A 22,539-nucleotide genomic window follows, 5' to 3' on the forward strand; every position below is an offset into this window, starting at 1 on the left:
ACATCTTTAACTTCAGTAAAAATTCTATCGTGTTATGTCACCTAACACGATCGGAAATCCGATCATTACAGCCTGGATCCAGTCCAGATTAAAGATGAGCCATTCCAGCGATCGTAGTCTGCAGCAGCGGTTATAAAGATAAAACGGGGGCAGTTGCCAGGTTCAGAGCCAGAAGCCAAAGGATAGAAAGACCACAAGCTGCTCTCCTCTCCCTTGTCTCCTGGCTCTTGTTGATTATTGCGCCATAATGGCTCGAACAGCCCGAACCTACTAAGAGGCCACCTTAGCAGACGATCGCCGTCGGGTGCCGACGCTGGGACTCGCCACAGGTAGCTCCAGGGGAGTCTGAAGTAAAAACACCAGAGTGGGATTGCTCTGAAGTTCCCGGCGGATTAACCGTCGCAGTTCCGTTTCAATGTCTCCTTGTAATCGCTTCCAGTCTAGTTCCGCTAAATTATCCAGGCTGCGAGTCAGTTCTGCCCATCGATCGGTCACAGCCAGTCCAATCGTTTGGGCGATCGCCTTCTCTAACCGCTCCCGATCAACGGAAGTGGCGACACCCCGTAAATGAATTTCCGGTTTGGCGATCAATTCACCCGTCCAGCTTAACGCTGCTGCAATGGTGACAATGCCATCCTCTGCTAACTGCTGCCGCTCCTTCAGAACGCGATCGTGAACAATACCAGAATGGGAGGAGTCTACTAACTCAATACCAGAAGGTACTTTGTCAATAATCCGAATGCTGTCGCGGGTGAGTTCTACCACGTCACCATTGTCAACGATCACCATGTTTTCGGCTGGAACTCCCATGCTTTGAGCCGTCTCCGAGTGCTTCACCAGCATCCGGTGTTCTCCATGCACGGGTAGGAAAAACTGCGGACGGGTCAGGGCTAGCATCAACTTCTGATCTTCCTGGGAACCGTGACCGGAAACATGAATGCCTTTGTCACGTCCATAGATCACCTTTGCTCCCTGCATCATCAGCTTGTCAATTGTGTTGACAACTGCGATCGTGTTGCCAGGGATTGGGTTAGCCGAAAAGACAACCGTATCCCCAGCTCGAATCTTGATCTGGCGATGCTGCTGATTGGCAATACGGGTCATGGCTGCCATCGGCTCTCCCTGGGAACCCGTCGAGAGCACCAGGACTTTTTCGTCGGGTAGCTTGTTGGCCATGTTGAGTGGCACAAACAGATCATCCTCACAGTGGATGTATCCCAGCTTCCGCGCATGGGCAATCACGTTCAGCATTGAGCGACCTAATATCGCTACCGATCGCCCGTGTTTCTTTGCCAGTTGCAGAATGATGTTCACTCGATGCACGGAGGAGGCAAAGGTGGTTACCAGTAATCGTCCTTGTGCTCCAGCAAAAACGCGATCGAGATTCGGCAAAACCGACTTCTCAGACGGAGTAAACCCAGGTACTTCTGAGTTGGTTGAATCGCTAATCAGGCACAGCACGCCCTTTTCGCCATGATCTGCCAATCGTTGGAAATCTACCGTTTCCCCATCCACAGGGGTGTGGTCGATCTTGAAATCTCCCGTGTGGATAATGACACCGAGGGGAGTATGAATCGCCACAGAATAGCTATCGGCCATGGAGTGGGTATTGCGGATATATTCCACTAAAAAGGATGATCCAACCCGCACCATATCACGGGGTTGCACCGTCCGGAGTTCTGTGCGATCGGAAACGCCTGCCTCTTCCAGCTTGTCCTGTAGCAGTGACATTGCCAAACGAGGGCCATAGATAACGGGAATATCAAACTGCTTCAGGTGGAAAGCAATTCCGCCGATGTGGTCTTCATGCCCGTGGGTGACGATCATCCCCTTAATCTTGTGGCGATTTTCACGCAAATAGGTCGTGTCTGGCAGAACAATTTGAATGCCATGCATCCCATTGGTGGGGAACCCCAAGCCTGCATCCAGCAGAATGATCTCGTCGTTGTATTCAAAGACGCAGGTGTTCTTGCCAATTTCGTGCAATCCACCGAGGGGAATGATTTTGATGGAATTTGAGGAACCGTTTTGACTCATGTGTTTCCTTTGTGTGTCCTTCAATGTGTAGGGTTAAGTCTGAGTTGTTGCTAAATGAACAAGAGATAAATTGAGTAACCAGGCAGATGTTAGGGAATTGAGGTTGTAGTGTGAATCGATGGCGGGGTGATGAGCGGTCAGGGTAACAACGATGAAAGTCAAAATTAAGAAAAACGAGATCTAAGCTTGACCGTTAAACCTGGAACCGTTAATGAAGCAAGCCTACGCGTGTTGATCCGATCGCTGCGGCTTAATCCTCTGCTGGGTTTAACTGACATCCTTTAACTGACATCCAATGGACTGCATCCAGATCCATCGTTCCTAAACTCACCTTTCCATATTCAGTTGTCTAAAACTCGTCAAATAGATCAAATAGAAATTGGTGATGACACGCGCTTCAATAATGCTGATCGAATTCTCTGGCTGACGGTATCTGCGAACCGCTCACCCTATCACCCTATGAGTTGTTCCAGATCAGTGAGGGCAGCTTCCAGAGTTGGGAGTAGCGTTGCAGAGGAATCTTCTAACGGCGATCGGGTTGAACCCACTTGCCATCCTCGCAACCTCAGGGCTGCTTTCACTGGAATGGGATTAGTCGTGATAAACAGGGCTTTGAATAGCGGAAAAAGCGAGAGGTGAATCTGTGTTGCTGTTTGTACCTGTCCTTGCTCGAATGCTTGGATCATACGCTGTAACGTTTCACCGACAAGATGACTGGCAACACTCACCACACCTTTTGCTCCAACGGCTAACATCGGCAGAGTCAGAGAATCATCTCCTGAATAAATTGCAAATTCTGGAGGGGTCGATCGTCGAATTTGACTCACCTGATCAAGATTGCCACTTGCCTCCTTAACGGCAACGATATTTGGAATCTCAGCTAAACGAGCGATCGTCTCCGGCAAAAGGTTCTGCCCTGTTCGTCCTGGGATGTTATACAGCATGATAGGAAGGTCAGGGGTCGCTTCAGCGATTTGCCGAAAATGCTGATACAAACCAGCCTGGGGTGGCTTGTTGTAGTAGGGAACCACTTGTAAGGTTCCATCTAATCCTAACTTATCTGCCTTCTGCGTGGCCGAAATTGCTTCATGAGTAGAATTTGATCCAGTTCCAGCCATCACTTTTGCTTTGCCAGCAACCGATTGCTGCACCACTTGAAACAGTTCATACTCTTCATTCCAGCTTAACGTTGGAGACTCTCCCGTTGTTCCACAAACCACCAGAGTATCCGTTCCGTGTTGAACCAGGTGAGCTGCCAATGCTTCTGCCACTGAGAAGTTCACGCTACCGTCTTCCTTAAACGGCGTGATCATCGCGGTGAGAACACGTCCAAACTGAGTCACACTCAAACTACTCCTCTCTTGCACATTTACCCTTTCGTGCCAACCGCTGCGCGTTCAGGAACTCGGATCAAACCCTGAGCGGCCAGGAGTTCTGCAATCTGAACGGCATTCAGGGCAGCTCCTTTGCGAATTTGATCGCCACTTAGCCATAGCTCAAGCCCATTGGGATGAGAAAGATCCTGACGGATGCGACCCACCAGCACTGCATCCTGACCACTTGCTTCGATCGGCATCGGAAAATAGTTACTTTGCCAATCTTCCACGAGCTTAACTCCAGGAGCCTGACTCAGAATTTCTCTAGCTTGGGCGACGCTGAAGGGGGTGGCAAACTCTAAGTTAATCGCCTCCGAGTGGGCACGAAGTACGGGAACCCGAACACAGGTCGCCGTGACTCGCAGATCGGGTACGCCGAAAATCTTGCGAGTTTCATTGACCATTTTCATTTCTTCCTCACAATACCCTGCTTCATTAAGGGGCGAATTGTGGGGAAAGAGGTTGAAGGCTAGAGGGTAAGGAAAGACTTCTGGCTGAGGGGCTTCCCCTGCCAAAATCGCCTTCGACTGCTGCTTGACTTCTTCCATTGCCCTGGCTCCGGCACCGCTGGCCGACTGGTAGGTCGCGGCCACAATTCGCTGAATGGGCTGCACCTGATGCAGGGGATAGATGGCAACGGCCATCAGAATAGTCGTGCAGTTGGGATTGGCAATAATGCCTTGATGGGTAGCTACAGCGTCAGGATTGACCTCTGGCACCACCAGGGGAACCTGGGCATCCATACGGAAGGCACTGGAGTTATCGATCATTACCGCCCCAGCCTCAACAATTTTACTGGCCCAGGCTTTGGAGGTGGAGCCACCTGCGGAAGCTAATACCAGGTCAATGTCATCGAACGATCGCTCGTTGACTTCCTCAACTACTAATTCCTCTCCCTGAAATGGCACCCGCTGTCCCGCCGATCGGGAAGAGGCCAGCAGCTTCAAGCGTTTGACTGGAAACTGACGCTCTGCCAAAAGATCCAGCAACTCTGCCCCAACGGCTCCAGTTGCTCCTAGAATGGCGATTCGATACGACTGAGGCAAACTCATATCCTCCAATGACAACTTTGATGTTGATGTTGATGTTGATTCAAGAGATTTAAGCTCATGATGGAATAATTCGCATTAATAGCGGACAGCTTAATAGGAGTGGGACAGGGACTTAATAGAGAGTAATGAAGCTGAATAGTAATAAATGTAGATTTAAGCAGAATTTCTGAGTCTAGTGATGGAATGCTGAAAGTTTTAGTTCCTTTCTGGTCTAGTTTTCCCGGTTTTTGCTGGGGGTTTTACTGGTATCTTAAATTTCTTCGGAAAATATTTCTTTGGAAGATGCTTTCTGTTTAGTTTTTAGTTTAATGCGGTGGCCAGGGTCAATCCAGGGTCAAGCTCCGCCATCTAAATCTAATCCTTATCTAATCCTTCCAGTTCAGTCCTCGCTCAATCCTGAAATTCCCATCTCCTGCGATTCAACACCCGATCGCTCCCCATCCTAACCGCTGCCCATTCAGTCCTTTCCTGACGTGATTGCTGGTTTGTTGCGCTGCATACGCTTAATTATGGCATTGATTATGGCACTGATATATTGATATGGCACTGATTATGGCATTGATTACGGGTGCATTTACCCACCATCTACCAAAATATATCTGCTGACTACCGCCCAGAGATTCTGCAAATTTGCTGAATCCCACCCAAGGTTTTGCCAGGATCAGTTACCATAGCTAATTGCGGCTAACGCGGAACCAACCCATTAATTCAGGAACTTTGGAACGAGAGGCACGATGAAAGTTACCCAGGAAAAACTACCTGCCAGCCAAATTGGCTTAGAAATCGAGGTTACGCCAGAGATGTCTCGGCAAGCCTACGAAAAGACTCTACAAGAGTTTACGCGCCATGCCAATATCCCTGGGTTTAGAAAAGGTAAAGTTCCTCGGCAGGTTTTGATTCAGCGATTTGGTTCAACCCGGATCAAGGCGGCTGTTTTAGAAGATTTGATTCAGGATAGCCTGCAGCAAGCTCTGGAGCAGGAGAAGATTGATGCGATTGGCAATTTTGAACTGCGATCGTCCCTGGAGGAATTGGTGCAGCAGTTTGAACCCGGTGCCGGAGTTACTTTTCTGCGGTGGTGGATGTTCAGCCAGAGGTGAGCCTGAAGCAGTATACGGGGCTGACGGTGCAGGCAGAGGAAGTCAAGTACGATCCAGCACGGGTAGATCAGGTTCTGGAGGATTATCGGAAGCGATTGGCGACCCTCGTTCCAGTGGAAGGGCGTTCAGCTCAGGCGGATGATGTGGTTACGGTCGATTTCTCTGGCCGCATTGATGAGGAAGTCGCAGAGGGGGAGGAACCCCAGGAAATTCCAGGTGGCAGTGCCCAGGATTTTGAGTTAGAGCTATCTGAAGGGCGGTTTATTCCTGGCTTTATCGATGGCATTATCGGCATGGCAGTGGGTGAAACCAAAGAGGTGTCCGCAACTTTTCCAGAGGAATATCCCCAGGCAGAGTTATCTGGGAAACCGGCTGTTTTCACCGTTACCCTGAAGGAATTGAAGGAGCGAGAACTGCCGGATATGGATGATGACTTTGCCCAGGAAGTCAGTGATTTTGAAACGATCGCTGAACTCCGAGAGTCCCTGGAGTCGCGCTATCAGGAAGAGGCAGAGCAGAAGACCAAAGTAAACAAACAAGAAGCACTGCTCAATGAACTGGTGAAGCACCTGGAGGCCGAACTGCCCGAAACTTTGATCAAGCGGGAGGCGGATTTTTCTATCACCCAGACAGCAATGCGTTTGAGTGAGCAAGGTTTAGACATCAGGAAGGCCTTCACGAGCGAAGTGGTATCTGCCCTGCGTCAACAGGCTCGTCCTGAAGCCATTTCTCGCTTGCAGCGCACCTATGCTCTGGGGGAAGTGGCCAAGCAAGAATCAATTAAGGTGGAAGCGGACGAGATTCAGGCAAAGATGCAGGAGTTTCTGCAAGATTATCCAGGTGAAGATGTGGATCTCGATCGCTTGCGTCAGGTGGTTGAAGAAGATCTACTCAAAGATAAGATTCTGGACTGGCTGGAGGGGCAGAGCACGATCGAACTGGTGCCTGAAGGGACGCTGACGGTGGAAACCCCAGAAGCCGAGGCAGATGCCTTGAGCGAAGGGGCAGATGAGGTTACGGCTGACACGGTAACGGTTGCGCCATCAGAAGCTTCTCCTGAGGAGTCAACGGTTGATGCCGCGACGACGACCGTTGAAGTGGAAGCGACCGAGGTGGAAGCGACTGAAGTGGAAGCGACCGAGGTGGAAGCGACTGCCGAAGTTGAGGAGGCAAACGCAGAAGAAGAGGTACCTGCCTCAAAGCCAAAATCGAAAAAGAAGAAGTAGCTGCGTCTTGAGATGGACGGTTGGCTCCGGGTCTTCGCCCTGGCTGGGGATTCAGTGTTGATAGAATGTGCTCAAATCAACTGAGAGCGATCGCAGGACTAAATAACTCTGAGCAAACAAAATATGTTCATCTCAAGTCTTCCAGCGATTTCCAGTCGGACTGGATTGAATGAGGCATAATGATTGGATAGAACCCTTGTAATTGTGAGTGCAGTCTTCCCCAGGATTTAGCTAGCAAGGTTTACTGGTGCAAATCGATCTAATGAACGGAGCTAACTGCCTCCACAATGACTTCAACCTTTTCGCTCATACTATGGTTTTTCCCAACTCGCCTGACCATCCTATTTACAGTATTGGCTCCGTCGATCCCCGTTACGGATTCGATTGCCTTGACGCAGCTTCGCCCTCCGCTAACGGTGTGCCCATGGTCGTGGAGCAATCTGGCAGAGGGGAACGGGCCCTGGATATTTACTCGCGGCTGTTGCGAGAGCGGATCATTTTCCTGGGAACGGAAATTGATGAAAATATTGCAGATTCCATCGTTGCCCAGCTTTTGTTTCTAGATGCTGAAGATCCAGAGCGAGACATTCAGCTTTATATCAATTCCTATGGTGGGTCGCCCCAAGCCGGATTAATGGCGGTTTATGCGGGCATGGCAATTTACGATGCGATGCAGCAGGTACGCCCTGATATTGTTACGATTTGCTACGGCATGGCGGCGGGAATTTCCTCGCTGTTCCTAGCCGCAGGTGCTCCTGGAAAGCGGCTGTCCTTGCCCAGTGCGCGGGTGATGGTCGAACAGCCGATCGGTGGAGCCCAGGGTCAGGCGGTCGATATCGATATTCAAGCCAAAGAAATTCTGTATCATAAGCGCACTCTCAACGAATTGTTGGCTTATCATACAGGTCAGCCACTCGAAAAAGTTGAGGCTGATACTGAGCGTGACTTCTATATGTCAGCAGAGGAAGCGAAAGCCTACGGTCTGATTGATCAGGTGATTTTGCAACAGCCTTTGCCATCGCCAGGACAGTCTGTTACCGCAGTGAAGTAAGGGGCAAATATGTCTAAGTATGACTCCCATCTCAAGTGTTCATTCTGTGGTAAATCGCAGGAGCAGGTTCGCAAACTGATTGCTGGGCCAGGTGTTTATATTTGCGATGAATGTGTCGATTTATGTAATGAAATCTTAGATGAGGAGTTATTCGACTCTACTTCATCGGTTCCGCAACCTTCAGCCCGACGAGAACACCAACCGGAAAAACGACAGGTGCGATCGCCTGCCCTTTCCCTCAATCAGATTCCCAAACCCAGGGAAATTAAGAAGCATTTAGATGAGCACGTCATCGGGCAGAATGAAGCAAAGAAAATTCTGTCGGTGGCGGTGTACAACCACTACAAGCGGCTGGCCTATGTGCAATCTAAGGGCACGGGTCGCAACGATGATGCCGTTGAATTGCAAAAGTCCAACATTCTGCTGATTGGGCCGACGGGTTGCGGTAAGACCCTCCTGACCCAAACCCTGGCGGATATGCTGGATGTTCCCTTTGCGGTTGCCGATGCCACCACGTTGACCGAGGCCGGTTATGTCGGAGAAGATGTCGAGAACATCCTCCTGCGGCTGCTGCAAGTGGCGGATTTAGATGTGGATGTGGCCCAACGCGGCATTATCTACATTGACGAAATTGACAAAATTGCCCGTAAGAGCGAGAACCCATCGATCACTCGCGATGTATCTGGGGAAGGGGTACAGCAGGCTCTACTGAAAATGCTGGAGGGCACAGTGGCCAATGTTCCGCCTCAGGGCGGCCGCAAGCATCCCTACCAGGACTGCATTCAGATTGACACCAGCAATATTCTGTTTATCTGCGGTGGTGCCTTTGTGGGTCTGGATAAGGTGGTCGAACAGCGAGTCGGCAAGCGGAATCCGATGGGGTTTGAGTTAGCTGCGGAAACGCCTGTGAGCGATATTTATCAGCCCCGTGAAAAGCGACTTGCTGATGTGCTGAAGCATATTGAACCGGATGATCTGGTGAAATTTGGGATGATTCCTGAATTTATCGGGCGGATTCCGGTGATGGCAGTGGTTGAGTCCCTAGATGAAGATGCCCTGACCGAGATCTTGACTGAGCCGCGCAATGCGTTGGTGAAGCAGTACCAGAAGCTGATGCGGATGGACAATGTGCAGCTAGAGTTTCGGCAGGATGCTGTGCGAGCGATCGCTCAGGAAGCTTACCGCCGGAAGACGGGTGCCAGGGCCCTGCGCAGCATTGTTGAAGAGCTAATGCTGGATGTGATGTATGAACTGCCATCCCGCAAGGATGTGACTCGCTGTACCATCACCCGCGAAATGGTTGAGAAGCGATCGACAGCTGAACTGCTGCTGCATCCCTCTTCGCTACCCAAGCCGGAGTCTGCCTGAAGGTAAGGTCGTGGTTTGAGTCAGTTAAGATGCCGTACATTCAAATTCGTGGCGTTCAACACTATTACGAGTGGATTACCACTGCAAAGGATGCTGCGCCCGACCACAATCCATTAACCAACAAGCCAATTTTGGTGTTTGTTCACGGTTGGGCTGGGTCAACCCGCTATTGGGCGACTACAGCTCAAGCTCTGTCTGAACAGTTTGATTGTTTGCTGTACGATTTACGCGGCTTTGGTCGATCGCTGTTGCCCCGTCCGATTCCGGCAGATGTAACTGAATTGGGCTACGAACTGGAGAGCTATGCGGACGATCTGGCAGAACTGTTAAACATCCTGGGATTGCAGCGAGTTTACTTAAACGCTCATTCCACTGGGGCTTCGATCGCAGTCCTCTTCCTTAACCGCTATCCTGAACGGGTAGAGCAGGCGATTCTGACCTGTAGTGGTGTTTTTGAATATGACGAACGAGCCTTTCGAGTGTTCCATAAGGCGAGTGGTTATGTGGTTGGCTTTCGACCTAATTGGCTGCTGAAGCTTCCTTTTGTCGATCGGATGTTCATGGCCCGGTTCCTGTATCGTCCCCTAACCCAGGCAATCAATCGAGTCTTTCTGGAGGATTTTCTGATTGCGGATTCCGAAGCGGCGATCGGCACAGTCTACACCGCAGTCAGTCTTAGAGCAGCTGAGGAGATGCCCCAGGAATTTGCCCGGTTAACGGTGCCTACCCTGCTAATCTCAGGGCAGTATGACAAGATTATTCCGGCGGAATTGGGGCGGAAAGCCGCAGCATTGAGCGATCAGGTGGAGCACGTTATTATTCCTGAAACCGCTCATTTCCCCATGTTGGAAGATCCTGACACCTATCTGGATCAGGTGAGACGGTTTCTTAGGGTTTCTCCTCTGTTTCCACACAGCTAGTTGCTGGCTTCGATCGTTTCTGGGTTCTCCTGCGTTTCGACCGTGAGCACCTGCGGCGGTGTAGCGTCGGGGGGATAAATGAACTGTACCTCCACTAACCGACGGCTGCCACTCCGCATGGTCATGCGCAGGAGGGGTTCACCCTGCTGACCTCGACGCTGCACTAGATGAAGGTAGCGTGTTTGCGGAATACCCAAATCATCAGTGAAGCGAAGACGAACTGTGCCTCGGAAGAAAATCTGGTTATCTGGCGGATCACGGAATCGTAAACCGTTCTCTAAATTCTCATCCTGGAGTGGGGTTTGAAAACGGATTGTGACCCGTTGAGTTGCATCAGTGTCGTTATATAACGGCAAGGAAATATCGTATTTGATGCCGTAGTTTCCGTGGGCACGGTAGGCCGTATCAGCATAGCGAACCAGCATTGGAGCACTCTGAATTTGCCCCGTACCAAACGTGTTGTGATCAACCGTACTGAGGACATAGGAGAATGCATCACCTGGACGGGGAATTGTCAGATGGTCTACCTCTGGGCCATCGGTTGCAAGGGCAGTCCACTGAGAGCCTCTGGCAACTCCCGCCACTCGACCGTAGAAGAACCGGAGAAACGCTCTGGCATCGGGCGAGGTGGGAATTCGATCGCGCGGACTGGACAACTCTCCTGTCCTCAGCAGGCTTTCCCATTCTCGTAAGGTTGGAACCCGCTCTGCTCCTGTCGGGGTACCGGGGGCATACATCGCTAGACTGGCCAGGTAGACCGGGCCGTCGCTGGACAAATGCATGAGTACCGATCGGCCATTCGTTGCAACGGGACGATTGCTGGGACGAAGATTGGGAGGCGTAGGCGGCTCGATTGCGCCAGTTTGAGGATTCGGATTGGGGGTAGGAGATGCTCCAACGGTAGAGGCGGTGGCGGTTGCAGCAATGGGAGGGGTAGGGGGAGGAATTAGAGCACCAGGCGGGAGAGAGCCATCCGTTGCTACGGTGAGGCGGCGCAGGGGGATTGGAGCATTGATAATGAGCTGACTGCCGCCGGGGGGAATCGTAATCTGGGCGGGCCAATGGGATTGTCGTTGTCCTCGCAATACATCATTGGTGGTTCGGCTGCCCGGGCCAGCATAAACGGTTCCCATCGGATTAGCGACGTAGGATGGCAAATCCAAAAATGGTGCGTCCTGGCTTAAATAGCTGACCGCCTGCAAGACATCGATCGTCACGGGTACATTACCGGGATTATGGGCGATCACGCCTAAGAATAAAGTGCGAACATCATCTCCATCGATTCCCCGCGCAATATGATGGGCAAAGAGATCAAACCGTCCTTGCAGCGGGTAGTTGAGATGAGCCGACGGGTTTCGCATGCCATCGCCTGGAAAGGTAGACAGCAAGATGCCGTCTTTTTGAACCAGTTCAGGACTATTACTATTGAAAACTGGAATTTCATCAAGCTGACCTGGCAAGGCCCGAACCGCTTGAGGACGAACCAGTTCAACTTGCTGAATGGGAGGCACCTGAGCGGGAGAAGGTGCTAAAGGTGGAGTCAAGGGTTCTGTCCTTAGAGCAGGAGGAGCTGGCAGTGTTGCGTCCGATGGAGCGGGAAGTTCAGGCGGTTGAGGTGATGGGGAAGGCTCTACCTCAGATGAAGCGGGGGTAGAGGGCGCAGGTGATGAGGGTGGAATGGGCGCAACGATCTGTGCCAGAGATAGAAATGCTAGAACCGTTAACATGAGCAAACTTGTCAGACCCTAAGCGTGAGTAGGTTGGAACGATACCAGAAGGAGCCGCACCCGATGCCCTCCTAAAACAACTTCTCGTACATACAGCGAGTTGAGTTCAGGCGCGCGAAAAATACACTGTTCTTTACAGTACACCAACACGGCAAAAAACTATCATAGTTTGCAGTGAAAAGAATTACCAGGTCAAACTTCGGGACATTTTCGCGGAAATTAGCCAACGGACGTTTCCGGTGAATATGCCTGTCAGCTTTAATTGTGTAGTTCCTTATACAAAAAGGTGAGGTTGCAGGGAGAAGGTTTACCGCTTCTTTATCAAAACTTGATCTCTTGGCTAAGGAGCATATTATCCCTTCAACCGATCGCCACTTTATGGCATTCCGCAGGAACCTGATGGCGCGGTCAGGCAGTGCGCCTGGAGATTGCATCTATAAAATTGCCTCAATGAAATTGCATCTAATGAAGTTGCATCTAATGAAGTTGCATCAAGAATCTGAGTTTAGACAGACGATCGTTTAGCTCAAAAGCTTTACAATTTCTCTAGTCAGTTGCGAACGCAGACTGTTTCTGCCCTCTGTGTGTTTTTGAACCATGACATCGCCTTCTCACCCTTCCAGCCCCGCAGACCTGCTGCGATCGGTTTTGACGCTTGCTGCCATTGTGGGCACCATTGCGGTTAACGCCTGGACAAACATTGAGCCGATCGGCGGGCAGAATATCGGTGAGATTGCTAACACGGTTTTTGCAGATGTCTTGATTATTCCCGCCAGCTATGCCTTTGCCATTTGGGGAGTTATTTATTTGGGGCTTGTCGCCTTTGGGATCTGGCAGTTGCTCCCAGCCCAGCGAACCAATCCGACTATCCGCAAGGTGGATTACCTGGTGATTTTTGCCTCCATTGCCCAGGCAATCTGGGTATTTTTGTTTTTGCTGCGAGAATTTTGGGGGTCTGTGGTGGCAATGCTGGCTATTTTGCTGTCCCTTATCGCCATTTACCGACTCCTGGGGATTGGGCTGCGGCGAATATCCCGTCAGGAGAAATGGTTTGCCCATATTCCCTTCAGTATTTACCTGGGTTGGATCAGTGTCGCCACGATCGTCAATGTGGCCTCTGCACTGTTTTATAACAATTGGGATGGCTGGGGTCTGGCACCCGAAATCTGGACGGTTCTGGTGATGAGCATTGCAACGGCGATCGGCGCAATTCTGACCCTACAACGGCGCGAGCTGGCTTATCCACTGGTAATAGTTTGGGCTTTGGTGGCGGTGGCAATTCGGCAATCGGATTTTGCGATCGTTTCTATTACTGCTATTGTGCTGGCGATCGGATTAGCAATTTTGACTCTGGTTAATCACCTGGGATGGGGGCGAAAACGCCCGTGGGTGGAATAATCGAATCTGGCTCGATCGATTTATTATTTGATACATTAAAATTAATACATTCGTACCCATTTTTAGACTGGGCGGGTAAGACTTCGGCTTGAGTTCAGTTGTTCGGCGAAGCTCAGTCGAGCCGTCAAAACGCTGCCTACCCCTACAAGAGTTGGGATTGTTGGGTTCTGCTTTTGTGGGAGAGTGGCGAGGTTGGGTAAAATTGCTCCTTGGTTTAAGGAACAATCGACTTTTATAGCGATCGGCTTGCCTCCAGCAATGGGGTTTTTTGCATATAAATTCTTAAAAACCTCTAGATATAGCGTTCAGGATCGAGTACCCTAAATCTCAACCTTACGATCGGGTCTGAGAAGATATGTCCTTTGTTGGTCTACACACCCACAGTGATTACAGTTTGCTAGACGGAGCCAGTCAATTGCCGGAACTGGTCGATCGCGTGGTGGAGTTGGGAATGCCTGCGATTGCCCTGACGGATCATGGGGTGATGTATGGGGCGATCGAGCTGCTGAAGGTGTGTAAGGCCAAAGGGGTCAAACCAATCATCGGCAATGAGATGTATGTGATCAATGGGGACATCTCGAAGCAGGAACGTCGTCCCCGCTATCACCAGGTGGTTCTAGCAAAAAACACTCAAGGATATAAAAATCTCGTTAAGCTAACCACCATTTCCCATCTGCAAGGGACTCAGGGCAAGGGGATTTTTTCTCGTCCCTGTATCAATAAGGATTACATCGAGCAATATCGTGAGGGGCTCATTGTGACCAGCGGTTGCCGGGCAGGGGAAGTGCCCCAGGCGATTCTGCAAGGAAAACCGGAGATTGCCCGACGGGTGGCAAAGTGGTATCAGGATCTATTTGGCGAGGATTATTATCTGGAAATTCAGGATCATGGCTATCTTGAAGACCGGATTGTTAACGTAGAGCTGGTCAACATTGCCCGCGAATTAGATATTCAAATTATTGCTACCAACGATTCTCATTTTACGGGCTGTAGCGATGTAGAGGCTCACGATGCTTTATTGTGCATCCAGACGGGCAAGCTGATTACGGAAGAAAAACGCCTGCGCTATAGCGGCACGGAGTATCTAAAGTCGGCGGAGGAAATGCGCTATCTCTTCCGCGATCATTTGCCTGATGCAGTGATTGCAGAGGCGATCGCCACAACGCTACAGGTTGCTGAAAAAGTAGAGAGCTACGACATTCTGGGCGCACCCCGGATTCCTGATTATCCTGTTCCTGAGGGGCATACGGTCGCCACCTATTTAGAAGCAAAGACGCAGGAAGGACTACTGGAACGCTTCAACCTCCAGTCCTATGATGAGCTAGACGACACCTACAAAGAACGGCTGGACTACGAACTCCAGATGATGCACCAGATGGGCTTTGATGCCTACTTCCTGGTGGTGTGGGATTACATTAAATTTGCCAGGGACAATGGGATTCCGGTAGGGCCAGGTCGGGGGTCGGCGGCGGGTTCGCTGGTCGCCTATGCATTGCGGATTACCAATATTGACCCGGTGCATCACGGACTGCTGTTTGAGCGGTTCCTCAACCCAGAACGGAAGTCCATGCCGGATATTGATACCGACTTCTGCATCGATCGCCGCGATGAGGTGATCCAGTACGTTACCCACAAGTACGGACCAGAACGAGTCGCCCAAATCATTACCTACAACCGCATGACCTCTAAGGCGGTACTTAAGGATGTGGCGCGGGTGCTGGATATTCCCTATGCGGAGTCCGATCGGATGGCGAAAATGATTCCGGTGGTGCGGGGTAAGCCAACCAAGCTGAAGGTGATGATTTCGGATGCAACGCCTGCCCCAGAGTTTAAGGAAAAGTATGAGAATGATCCGAAGGTGCGCCACTGGCTGGATATGGCGATGCGGATTGAGGGTACGAACAAAAGTGTGGGGATTCATGCCGCAGGGGTGGTGATTTCAGCGCAGCCATTGGATGAAGTGGTTCCTCTGCAACGCAACGCGGATGGCTCGGTCTTCACTCAATACTACATGGAGGATATTGAGTCCCTTGGTTTGCTGAAAATGGACTTTCTGGGTCTAAAAAACCTGACGATGATCCAGAAGACGATCGATCTGATCCAACAAACTCATCAGGTGAATGTAGACCTCGATCGGTTGCCCCTGGATGATCCAAAATCCTATCAACTATTGGCAAGAGGCGAACTCGAAGGAATTTTCCAGTTGGAATCCTCCGGGATGCGCCAGATTGTTCGTGACTTAAAACCGTCTGGACTAGAAGACATCTCTTCAGTGTTGGCTTTGTATCGCCCTGGGCCATTAGATGCAGGATTAATTCCTAAGTTTATTAACCGCAAGCATGGGGTTGAAAAAATCGATTATGAGCATGATCTTTTGAAACCCATTCTGAGTGAAACCTATGGAATTATGGTTTATCAGGAGCAAATTATGAAGATTGCTCAAGACATGGGTGGTTATTCTTTAGGACAAGCTGATCTCCTCCGGCGGGCAATGGGTAAAAAGAAAAAAGAGGAGATGGAAAAGCACCAAACGATTTTTGTAGAAGGAGCCAAAAAAAGCGGCGTTGATGCCAAAATCGCAGTAAATTTGTTTGATCAGATGGTGAAGTTTGCTGAATACTGTTTGAGCTATGAGACGGAAATTCTGACGGTTGAGTATGGCGCATTACCGATCGGCAAAATTGTAGGACAACAAATCAAATGCTCCGTCTACAGCGTTGATGCAAATGGCTATATCTACAGCCAACCGATCGTCCAATGGCACGATCGCGGAGAACAAGAACTATTTGAATATGAGTTAGAAGATGGCTCAGTTATTCGCGCCACAAATGATCATAAATTCATGACAACTGGAGGAAAGATGATGGCGATCGATGACATTTTTGAGCGGGGATTAGAGTTGGCACAGATGAAGGTTCCGGCGATCGTGGGTTAGATATTTCTGTTTCTTTAAGATTGAAATGAGAGTTATTTGTTGATCCAACTATGCCTCCACTCAGAAGTCCGCTCCGCTATCCTGGTGGAAAATCGAAAGCTTTAGAGCAGATCATTCCAGCAGTTCCATCAAGCATGACTGAATATCGAGAGCCTTTTTTGGGTGGAGGCTCAGTGTTTCTGGCTGTAAAACAACTGTTTGGTGATCAAATCAAAAAATATTGGATCAATGACCTAAATTTTGATTTGTTTTGCTTCTGGACATACGCAAAAACTGAAATTGAATCCCTGGCAAACGAAGTAGATACAATTAAGAGAAAATACGCCAACGGTAGAGAGTTGTTTGCACATTATACCCATCAAGATCTCAAACTGAGTGAATTTGAGCGAGCCGTTCGGTTTTTTGTCTTGAACCGCATCACCTTTTCAGGAACCGTCGATTCAGGTGGCTATTCCCAACAGGCGTTTGAGCGACGCTTTACTGATTCTTCGATCGATCGCCTGCGAAAACTTGCTGATTACCTATCATCGGTTCACATCACGAATAGCGACTATGAAAGCTTGCTATTTCAGGAGGGAGAAGACGTTTTCATTTTTCTTGATCCTCCCTATTTAAGCGCAACAAAATCCAGGCTCTATGGCACAAAAGGAAATTTACATACTGCGTTTGATCACGATCGATTTGCCAAAAATATGCGCCAATGTTCCCACAAGTGGTTAATCACCTATGATGACTCCCCAGAAGTGAGAAAGCTATTTGATTTTGCTAAAATTACTGAGTGGTCACTGCAATACGGCATGAATAATTACAAGCAGGAATGTGCCGCCCGCGGTCGGGAGTTATTTATTCAAAACTATTAAGTAAAATCATTAAGCAAAATCAATTAAAACAATTAGAGATTCCCTGATCCATTCACCCCCAGCAACGCAGTAATAGAGGTAAACGTTATGGTCAAAATTGTTAGCCGCAAATCCCTTGGAGTACAACCTGTTTTTGATATTGGTGTGGCATCGATCGACCATAACTTTGTTCTGGCAAATGGCCTTATCGCCTCCAACTGCTTCAACAAATCCCACTCCACCGCCTACGGGTATGTCACCTACCAAACCGCTTACCTGAAAGCTAACTATCCCGTTGAGTACATGGCAGCCCTCCTCACCGCCAACAGTGGTGATCAGGATAAAGTGCAGCGATATATTGCCACCTGTATCAACATGGGAATTACCGTAGAACCGCCCGACATCAACCGATCGGGTGTGGACTTTACCCCCTTGCAGGACAGCATTTTGTTTGGCTTATCGGCTGTGCGAAATGTGGGAGAAGGGGCGATCGAAAACATCTTAATTGCCCGTGAGGAAGGCGGGAAGTTTAAATCTTTGGCGGATTTGTGCGATCGAATTGACCCGCGCACCGTAAACCGGCGAGCCTTGGAAGCCCTGGTTCAGTGTGGCGCAATGGATGTGTTTGAGCCAAATCGCAATCAGCTCATTCATGATTTGGAACTCGTGCTGGAGTGGGCTCAGTCTCGCGCCAGGGATCGAGCCGTCGGGCAGGGCAATTTGTTTGATATGTTGGGCGGAGATGGCGGATTGAGTAATGGTTCCAATGGCTTCGAGAGTGCCCCCAAAGCAACTCCCGTTGCCGACTTTCCACCCCAGGAAAAGCTGAAGCTGGAAAAAGATCTATTGGGATTCTACATTTCCGATCATCCCCTCAAATCGATTCAGCAAGCTGCGAAAGTGCTGGCTCCAATTAATCTGGGAGATTTGGCGGATCAGTCCGACAGTACCCTCCTCAGCGCGATCGTCATGATCAATGGCATGAAACCCATCATTACCAAGAAAGGCGATCGGATGGCGATTCTACAGTTGGAGGATTTGACTGGACAGGCGGAAGCCGTGGTCTTTCCCAAGTCCTACGAGCGCATTCATCAGCATCTTCAGGTGGATCAACGCCTGATGTTGTGGGGAAAAGTCGATCGCCGGGACGATCGGGTGCAGTTCATTGTTGAAGATGCGGAGCCGATCGAAGCGGTGCGGATGGTGATGGTGGAACTGGAGGCCCATACCGCCAGAGACATTACCAAACAGCACTTCTTACGCACCGTTTTGCTGGAGCAGCGGGGTGAGGATGAAAGCGGCAAAATTCCAGTAGTAGCGGTGGTTTCGGGACGCGATCGCCGGGAGATGGTACGGCTGGGCCCACAGTTCCGAGTGCAGGATGACAAAACGGCGGTAAATGCGCTCGTCCAGGCTGGATTTCAGGCCAGAGCTTCCCTGCTGGCGGCAAATTGAGAGGGATGCCCCAAACAAAAAAATCCCCGGCTTTTCAACGAAGTCGAGGATCTTGAGTAGAAATTTGACCGTGAATCTGAGAACAAAGGAGCCGATCGCTGAGTGGTTCGATGAGCCAGCTAACGGGTGTCGGATAATCTGCTGCTATGCCGCCAAAAATCTGAAATCGTCTTGCTGCTCCACCCTGCGATCGAGTTGCTGCGTGGGCACAACCTTGGCACTATTAAATCTCGTTTTATAGTTCCGATAAATGTAAGCAATGTAGCCGATCGCCTCGTTTTTAGTGTTGAAGGGAACTGCAATCTGCTTGCTGTGGGTAGTAACTAGAACTGAATAACCTTCCATGATCGTCATCCTGCAAAACTAGGGACAGAAGATCTTCTTTTCTTCCATAGTATGCCCCTGTTGCTTTAGATACATGACTTTAGGGATGGAATTCATTCTATCTTTATCAACTTCAAGCTTGTATTTAGTTCCTGCAACGATTCACTTCATAATCTGGAATCGGTCAAAACCTACTCTACATAAGCCTTAATCTCGATCGCCTCTTTCTTTTGATTGGACTGCGGCATCAGCCGTCCTATTCCCTGTTTAACTAAACTCTGTAAAAATACGGATCGCTGGTTGTCTTGTAATACCTGCTTCACCTTCTGTACCAGGCGATCGATTTGCAAAGATGAACTACTGGAACCATCCAGACTCATGCTGCACTCTTCAAAGTATTCCACCAAACTCAATCCCGCAATCCGAGTTAAATAGGCAGCACTGAGGCCTTGAATCGTTCCCCCAGCCACATAGGTCAGCGCGTGACTTTTCAGAACCGGCGAAATCGCCTGGGTGGCAACCTCAACCAGTCCCAACTGCACCATCTGCGTCGCCAAATTGCCCATGACCGTCTTCGCCTGATCCAGGGAAAAAGACTGCTGATAAATTTTGCCTAAATCTACTACCAGTTGCGCTGTCACCGATGCCGTTGCCACCAGATCCAGGCTGGGTACCGGATTCGCAAAGGCCGCCGCTGCTGCGATCCACTGATATTGCTCAATCACAGGTAATGCTTTGAGCCGCTTGAGCTGATTTAGCTCAATTTGTACGCCCACATTCAGTGCAGAGACTTGTCGTAGGAGTGTTGCCATCACCAACTGCTGTCCCTGCGTAGACAAAATGGCTTCCACTCGCTGTTGCAGTGCAGTAATGTCCGGTTCGGGTTGTTCCGTCCGTTCCTGAAGGCTGCCGTCGGCTTGCTGATGGCGAACTATCACCGGGGCCGGTTTCGCCGAAATGGCAATCACATCCTCCGGAGACAGTAAGCCTTTGATCCGATCGCGGACTTGTTGCAAAATCAGGGGACGTTCCTCCGGCAAGTATCGATCCTGTTTGTTCAAAACCAGGAGAACGCGATGCTTTTGCCGTACCAACTGTTCGATCGCTTTGAATTCAGAATCCGTTAGATCTCCGGCGATCAAAAACAGAATTAAGTCTGCCGTTTCAATATCTTCTGAGGAGTTATTGAGTTTTCGTACTTCTGGATCAGTTTCTGGCTCGGCTTCCGGATCAATTTCCGGATCAGTGACTTCAGAAACAAGGGACTGAGTCGGTAGTAAGAAAGTTGTAGAAGCCGTGCTGGAAAGGATTCCGGATTTGAGTAATTTTGTCAGGGTCGTTTTACCTGCCGCTTTGCGCCCTGCCACTGCCAGTCCAATATTTCTCCGATCCATCCCCGATCGCAGTTCTTGCAGTCGTGACTGTAACTGAACAACGACCGAGGCGATCGTTTCTGCATTTGCTGGATCGGTAATGGATTGACTTTCAGCAATAAGCTGATCGATGCGAGCATTCACCTGATTAATGGCTTGTTCCACTGCCGTTCGATCAACCGGAGGAACCATGGTCAAATCCAACGTGCCCTGACGACGCTGCTTCAGTAGCCACATTCCCGGCCCCAATAATGCCAGCCCCCACACCGCTGTATCTGCCAAATTGAGAAACGACGGATCGATCGCATTTAGGGCCCAGGCTCCAGCGGTTAAGCCCAGTCCACCCACTAAAATAGGTCGTCGCAACGGAAAAGCCATAGGGGATACAAAGGGTGCAGGGTAATCAGGGGGCAGACTTCAGGAGAATAAGATGGCTGCCAATGGTTCAACCGTAACATAGCAGGTTCAGGATTGAGCCAATTTTGTCCGGTGGAAAGCCGATGCGATCGATGGTGAAAACCCGCTCTAAAAGTGCCAATGATTTGCAGGCAAGATGCCTGCGCTACGGAGTAACCCTCACTCCTCACTCCTCACTCCCCCAGCCACCATCGCCACCGCGATCGCATCCACCACCCGCGAAACCGGAATAATTTCCAACTCAGAGCTAGAAACCGCCTGGCTGGAGGGAATAATCGCCCGTTTGAAGCCCAACTTTGCTGCCTCTTTCAAGCGCAATTCCATCTGAGACACAGGACGCACCTGCCCCCCTAATCCGACTTCTCCAATTAATACTGTGGTTGGATCAACAATTCGATCGCGGAAACTGGCTGCAACCGCAATGGCGACTCCCAAATCGGCAGCGGGTTCTCCAACGTTCAGACCTCCCGACGCAGCAACGTAGGCATCTAATTTAGATAGGGGAACTCCCACCCGTTTTTCTAATACCGCCAGAATTTGTAGCAGCCGATTGTATTCAATTCCTGTCGTCGATCGTCGAGGAGAGGCATAGCTGGTTGGACTGACCAACGCCTGAAGTTCCACCACCAGAGGACGAGTCCCTTCACAAGCCACGATCGTTGCAGTGCCTGGAGTCTGTTCATCCCGATTGCCCAGAAACAATTCCGAAGGATTTTTCACCTCCTCTAAGCCCACATCCGCCATTTCAAACACGCCCAGTTCATGGGTCGCGCCAAAGCGGTTTTTCACCGATCGCAACAACCGATGACTGGCAAAGCGATCGCCCTCAAAGTACAGTACTGTATCCACCAAATGTTCCAGCACCTTCGGCCCGGCGATCGCTCCTTCCTTAGTGACATGACCGACAATAAACAGCGTAATGTTGTTTCGCTTGGCCACCTGCATCAGGGCAGACGTACACTCCCGCACCTGGGCCACTGACCCTGGAGCCGAGTTCAACGAGGCAAAGTAAAGGGCTTGAATACTATCAATCACGGCCACCTGAGGGCGCAGGGATTCCAGTTCTCGGATGACGGTTTCCAGGTCGGTTTCGGGGAGAAGGTAGAGGTCAGGAGTGAGGAGTGAGGAGTCAGGAGTGTTCGCGGAGCGCGAGCGTAGCCCTTGAAGTGAGGAGCCAGGGGAGTCAGGGGAGGTTTCGGATGAGGTGGATTTGCGTTTGGGGCTTCGCTTGCTGTTTGCCGCTGTAGGTTCGGACTCCCAACGTTCAACCTCCGTTCCCTCATTCTCTTCCGCCTTCCGCCTTCCCTCTTCCGCCTTTCTTTCCCCAATCCTCAACCGCTGCGATCGCAACTTCACCTGCTGTCCCGACTCCTCAGCGCAGACATAGAGAATCGGGTATTGCTGGGCGAGTTGATTGGCCACCTGGAGCAGGAGGGTGGATTTGCCAATGCCTGGATCGCCACCAATCAGCACCAGGGAACCGGGGACGATGCCACCCCCTAGAACCCGATCGAGTTCTGTGTAGCCAGAGGTGAGGCGCGACTGGGGATAGTCAGAAATTTCTGCCAGGGTGAGGGCCGCGAGGGGTCTGGAAGACTGGGGGGGACGAGATTTGCTGGCAGAACGAGGCGTGGCAAGGGTAGTCGCTCGACCGGGTGCTGGAGCGGTGACGACTTGCTCTACCAAAGAATTCCACTCACCACAGGCTGGACATTTCCCAAAATACTGAGGAAATTCTCCGCCACATTGATGACAAACATATTGCGATCGGGATTTAGGCATTGCTGAAAATGGGCCAGAGACAAGAGTTTACGGAAGTTCAGAAATGTTGAACTCTGATAGGATCTAGATAAATCTTAAGAAACGTTGAAATGTAGAAATAATCGGAAGTTCAGCGTTCTAAGTTCGATCGCATAAGCTAATATCTTAATGATAAAGTGA

14 protein-coding genes and 1 pseudogene are annotated in these 22,539 nt (G+C 50.2%); 8 read left to right on the top strand and 7 right to left on the bottom strand.

What is annotated here, in order from left to right; all coding sequences use genetic code 11:
• Positions 1 to 270 precede the first annotated feature (270 nt).
• The 3 genes from ACM1PF_RS05045 to ACM1PF_RS05055 form a co-directional block, all read right to left on the bottom strand.
• Positions 271 to 2,037, bottom strand: coding sequence for a ribonuclease J (locus ACM1PF_RS05045; protein ID WP_416672766.1), 1,767 nt, complete (start codon positions 2,035 to 2,037; stop codon positions 271 to 273).
• Positions 2,038 to 2,489: 452 nt separating this feature from the next.
• The gene (dapA, locus tag ACM1PF_RS05050; protein ID WP_416672769.1) at positions 2,490 to 3,380 is read right to left on the bottom strand and encodes a 4-hydroxy-tetrahydrodipicolinate synthase; all 891 of its coding nucleotides are present in this window, start codon (positions 3,378 to 3,380) and stop codon (positions 2,490 to 2,492) included.
• 26 nt (positions 3,381 to 3,406) lie between these two features.
• Positions 3,407 to 4,465, bottom strand: a complete 1,059-nt coding sequence (locus ACM1PF_RS05055) for an aspartate-semialdehyde dehydrogenase (RefSeq protein ID WP_416672771.1) — start codon at positions 4,463 to 4,465, stop codon at positions 3,407 to 3,409.
• A 734-nt stretch (positions 4,466 to 5,199) separates the two neighbouring features.
• Between ACM1PF_RS05055 and tig the strand changes: the two are divergent.
• The 4 genes and pseudogenes from tig (at position 5,200) to ACM1PF_RS05075 (ending at position 10,130) form a co-directional block, all read left to right on the top strand.
• Positions 5,200 to 6,791: pseudogene (gene tig, locus ACM1PF_RS05060) on the top strand (trigger factor).
• Between the two features lie 313 nt (positions 6,792 to 7,104).
• The gene (locus tag ACM1PF_RS05065; protein WP_416672773.1) at positions 7,105 to 7,842 is read left to right on the top strand and encodes an ATP-dependent Clp protease proteolytic subunit; all 738 of its coding nucleotides are present in this window, start codon (positions 7,105 to 7,107) and stop codon (positions 7,840 to 7,842) included.
• 9 nt (positions 7,843 to 7,851) lie between these two features.
• The gene (gene clpX / locus ACM1PF_RS05070; protein WP_416672775.1) at positions 7,852 to 9,210 is read left to right on the top strand and encodes an ATP-dependent protease ATP-binding subunit ClpX; all 1,359 of its coding nucleotides are present in this window, start codon (positions 7,852 to 7,854) and stop codon (positions 9,208 to 9,210) included.
• A 29-nt stretch (positions 9,211 to 9,239) separates the two neighbouring features.
• Positions 9,240 to 10,130: an alpha/beta fold hydrolase gene (locus tag ACM1PF_RS05075; RefSeq protein WP_416672777.1), complete on the top strand. Its 891-nt coding sequence runs from the start codon at positions 9,240 to 9,242 to the stop codon at positions 10,128 to 10,130.
• Here ACM1PF_RS05075 and ACM1PF_RS05080 read toward each other — a convergent pair.
• On the bottom strand, positions 10,127 to 11,857 hold the full coding sequence (locus ACM1PF_RS05080) for a DUF3370 domain-containing protein (protein WP_416672779.1): 1,731 nt from the start codon (positions 11,855 to 11,857) through the stop codon (positions 10,127 to 10,129). The two genes, ACM1PF_RS05075 and ACM1PF_RS05080, sit on opposite strands and share 4 nt — an antisense overlap.
• A gap of 597 nt (positions 11,858 to 12,454) precedes the next feature.
• Between ACM1PF_RS05080 and ACM1PF_RS05085 the strand changes: the two genes are divergently transcribed.
• The 4 genes from ACM1PF_RS05085 (at position 12,455) to ACM1PF_RS05100 (ending at position 18,484) form a co-directional block, all read left to right on the top strand.
• Entirely contained in the window at positions 12,455 to 13,255 is an 801-nt protein-coding gene (locus tag ACM1PF_RS05085; protein WP_416672782.1) for a tryptophan-rich sensory protein, read from the top strand.
• A 355-nt stretch (positions 13,256 to 13,610) separates the two neighbouring features.
• Complete coding sequence (locus tag ACM1PF_RS05090) at positions 13,611 to 16,190, top strand: DNA polymerase III subunit alpha (RefSeq protein ID WP_416672785.1); 2,580 nt, start codon at positions 13,611 to 13,613, stop codon at positions 16,188 to 16,190.
• Positions 16,191 to 16,240: 50 nt separating this feature from the next.
• Positions 16,241 to 17,050, top strand: coding sequence for a DNA adenine methylase (locus tag ACM1PF_RS05095; protein WP_416672786.1), 810 nt, complete (start codon positions 16,241 to 16,243; stop codon positions 17,048 to 17,050).
• 87 nt (positions 17,051 to 17,137) lie between these two features.
• Complete coding sequence (locus ACM1PF_RS05100; RefSeq protein WP_416672788.1) at positions 17,138 to 18,484, top strand: helix-hairpin-helix domain-containing protein; 1,347 nt, start codon at positions 17,138 to 17,140, stop codon at positions 18,482 to 18,484.
• Between the two features lie 144 nt (positions 18,485 to 18,628).
• Here ACM1PF_RS05100 and ACM1PF_RS05105 read toward each other — a convergent pair whose 3' ends face one another.
• The 3 genes from ACM1PF_RS05105 to radA all read right to left on the bottom strand — a co-directional run bounded on the left by ACM1PF_RS05105 (position 18,629) and on the right by radA (position 22,380).
• The gene (locus ACM1PF_RS05105; protein ID WP_416672791.1) at positions 18,629 to 18,829 is read right to left on the bottom strand and encodes a hypothetical protein; all 201 of its coding nucleotides are present in this window, start codon (positions 18,827 to 18,829) and stop codon (positions 18,629 to 18,631) included.
• Between the two features lie 170 nt (positions 18,830 to 18,999).
• Entirely contained in the window at positions 19,000 to 20,559 is a 1,560-nt protein-coding gene (locus tag ACM1PF_RS05110) for a YcjF family protein (RefSeq protein ID WP_416672794.1), read from the bottom strand.
• A 198-nt stretch (positions 20,560 to 20,757) separates the two neighbouring features.
• Positions 20,758 to 22,380, bottom strand: coding sequence for a DNA repair protein RadA (radA, locus tag ACM1PF_RS05115; protein ID WP_416672796.1), 1,623 nt, complete (start codon positions 22,378 to 22,380; stop codon positions 20,758 to 20,760).
• Positions 22,381 to 22,539 lie beyond the last annotated feature (159 nt).

This window comes from Egbenema bharatensis FJBBOT/2019 (genome assembly GCF_048077055.1).
In the GTDB taxonomy this organism is placed as follows: Bacteria; Cyanobacteriota; Cyanobacteriia; order Elainellales; family Elainellaceae; genus Egbenema; species Egbenema bharatensis.

Coding starts and splice junctions, on each gene's coding strand:
- ACM1PF_RS05045 (WP_416672766.1), bottom strand. CDS start 2,037: ATGAGTCAAAACGGTTCCTCAAATTCCATCAAAATCATTCCCCTCGGT.
- ACM1PF_RS05055 (WP_416672771.1), bottom strand. CDS start 4,465: ATGAGTTTGCCTCAGTCGTATCGAATCGCCATTCTAGGAGCAACTGGA.
- ACM1PF_RS05065 (WP_416672773.1), top strand. CDS start 7,105: ATGGTTTTTCCCAACTCGCCTGACCATCCTATTTACAGTATTGGCTCC.
- clpX (WP_416672775.1), top strand. CDS start 7,852: ATGTCTAAGTATGACTCCCATCTCAAGTGTTCATTCTGTGGTAAATCG.
- ACM1PF_RS05075 (WP_416672777.1), top strand. CDS start 9,240: ATGCCGTACATTCAAATTCGTGGCGTTCAACACTATTACGAGTGGATT.
- ACM1PF_RS05080 (WP_416672779.1), bottom strand. CDS start 11,857: ATGTTAACGGTTCTAGCATTTCTATCTCTGGCACAGATCGTTGCGCCC.
- ACM1PF_RS05085 (WP_416672782.1), top strand. CDS start 12,455: ATGACATCGCCTTCTCACCCTTCCAGCCCCGCAGACCTGCTGCGATCG.
- ACM1PF_RS05090 (WP_416672785.1), top strand. CDS start 13,611: ATGTCCTTTGTTGGTCTACACACCCACAGTGATTACAGTTTGCTAGAC.
- ACM1PF_RS05095 (WP_416672786.1), top strand. CDS start 16,241: ATGCCTCCACTCAGAAGTCCGCTCCGCTATCCTGGTGGAAAATCGAAA.
- ACM1PF_RS05100 (WP_416672788.1), top strand. CDS start 17,138: ATGGTCAAAATTGTTAGCCGCAAATCCCTTGGAGTACAACCTGTTTTT.
- ACM1PF_RS05105 (WP_416672791.1), bottom strand. CDS start 18,829: ATGGAAGGTTATTCAGTTCTAGTTACTACCCACAGCAAGCAGATTGCA.
- ACM1PF_RS05110 (WP_416672794.1), bottom strand. CDS start 20,559: ATGGCTTTTCCGTTGCGACGACCTATTTTAGTGGGTGGACTGGGCTTA.
- radA (WP_416672796.1), bottom strand. CDS start 22,380: ATGCCTAAATCCCGATCGCAATATGTTTGTCATCAATGTGGCGGAGAA.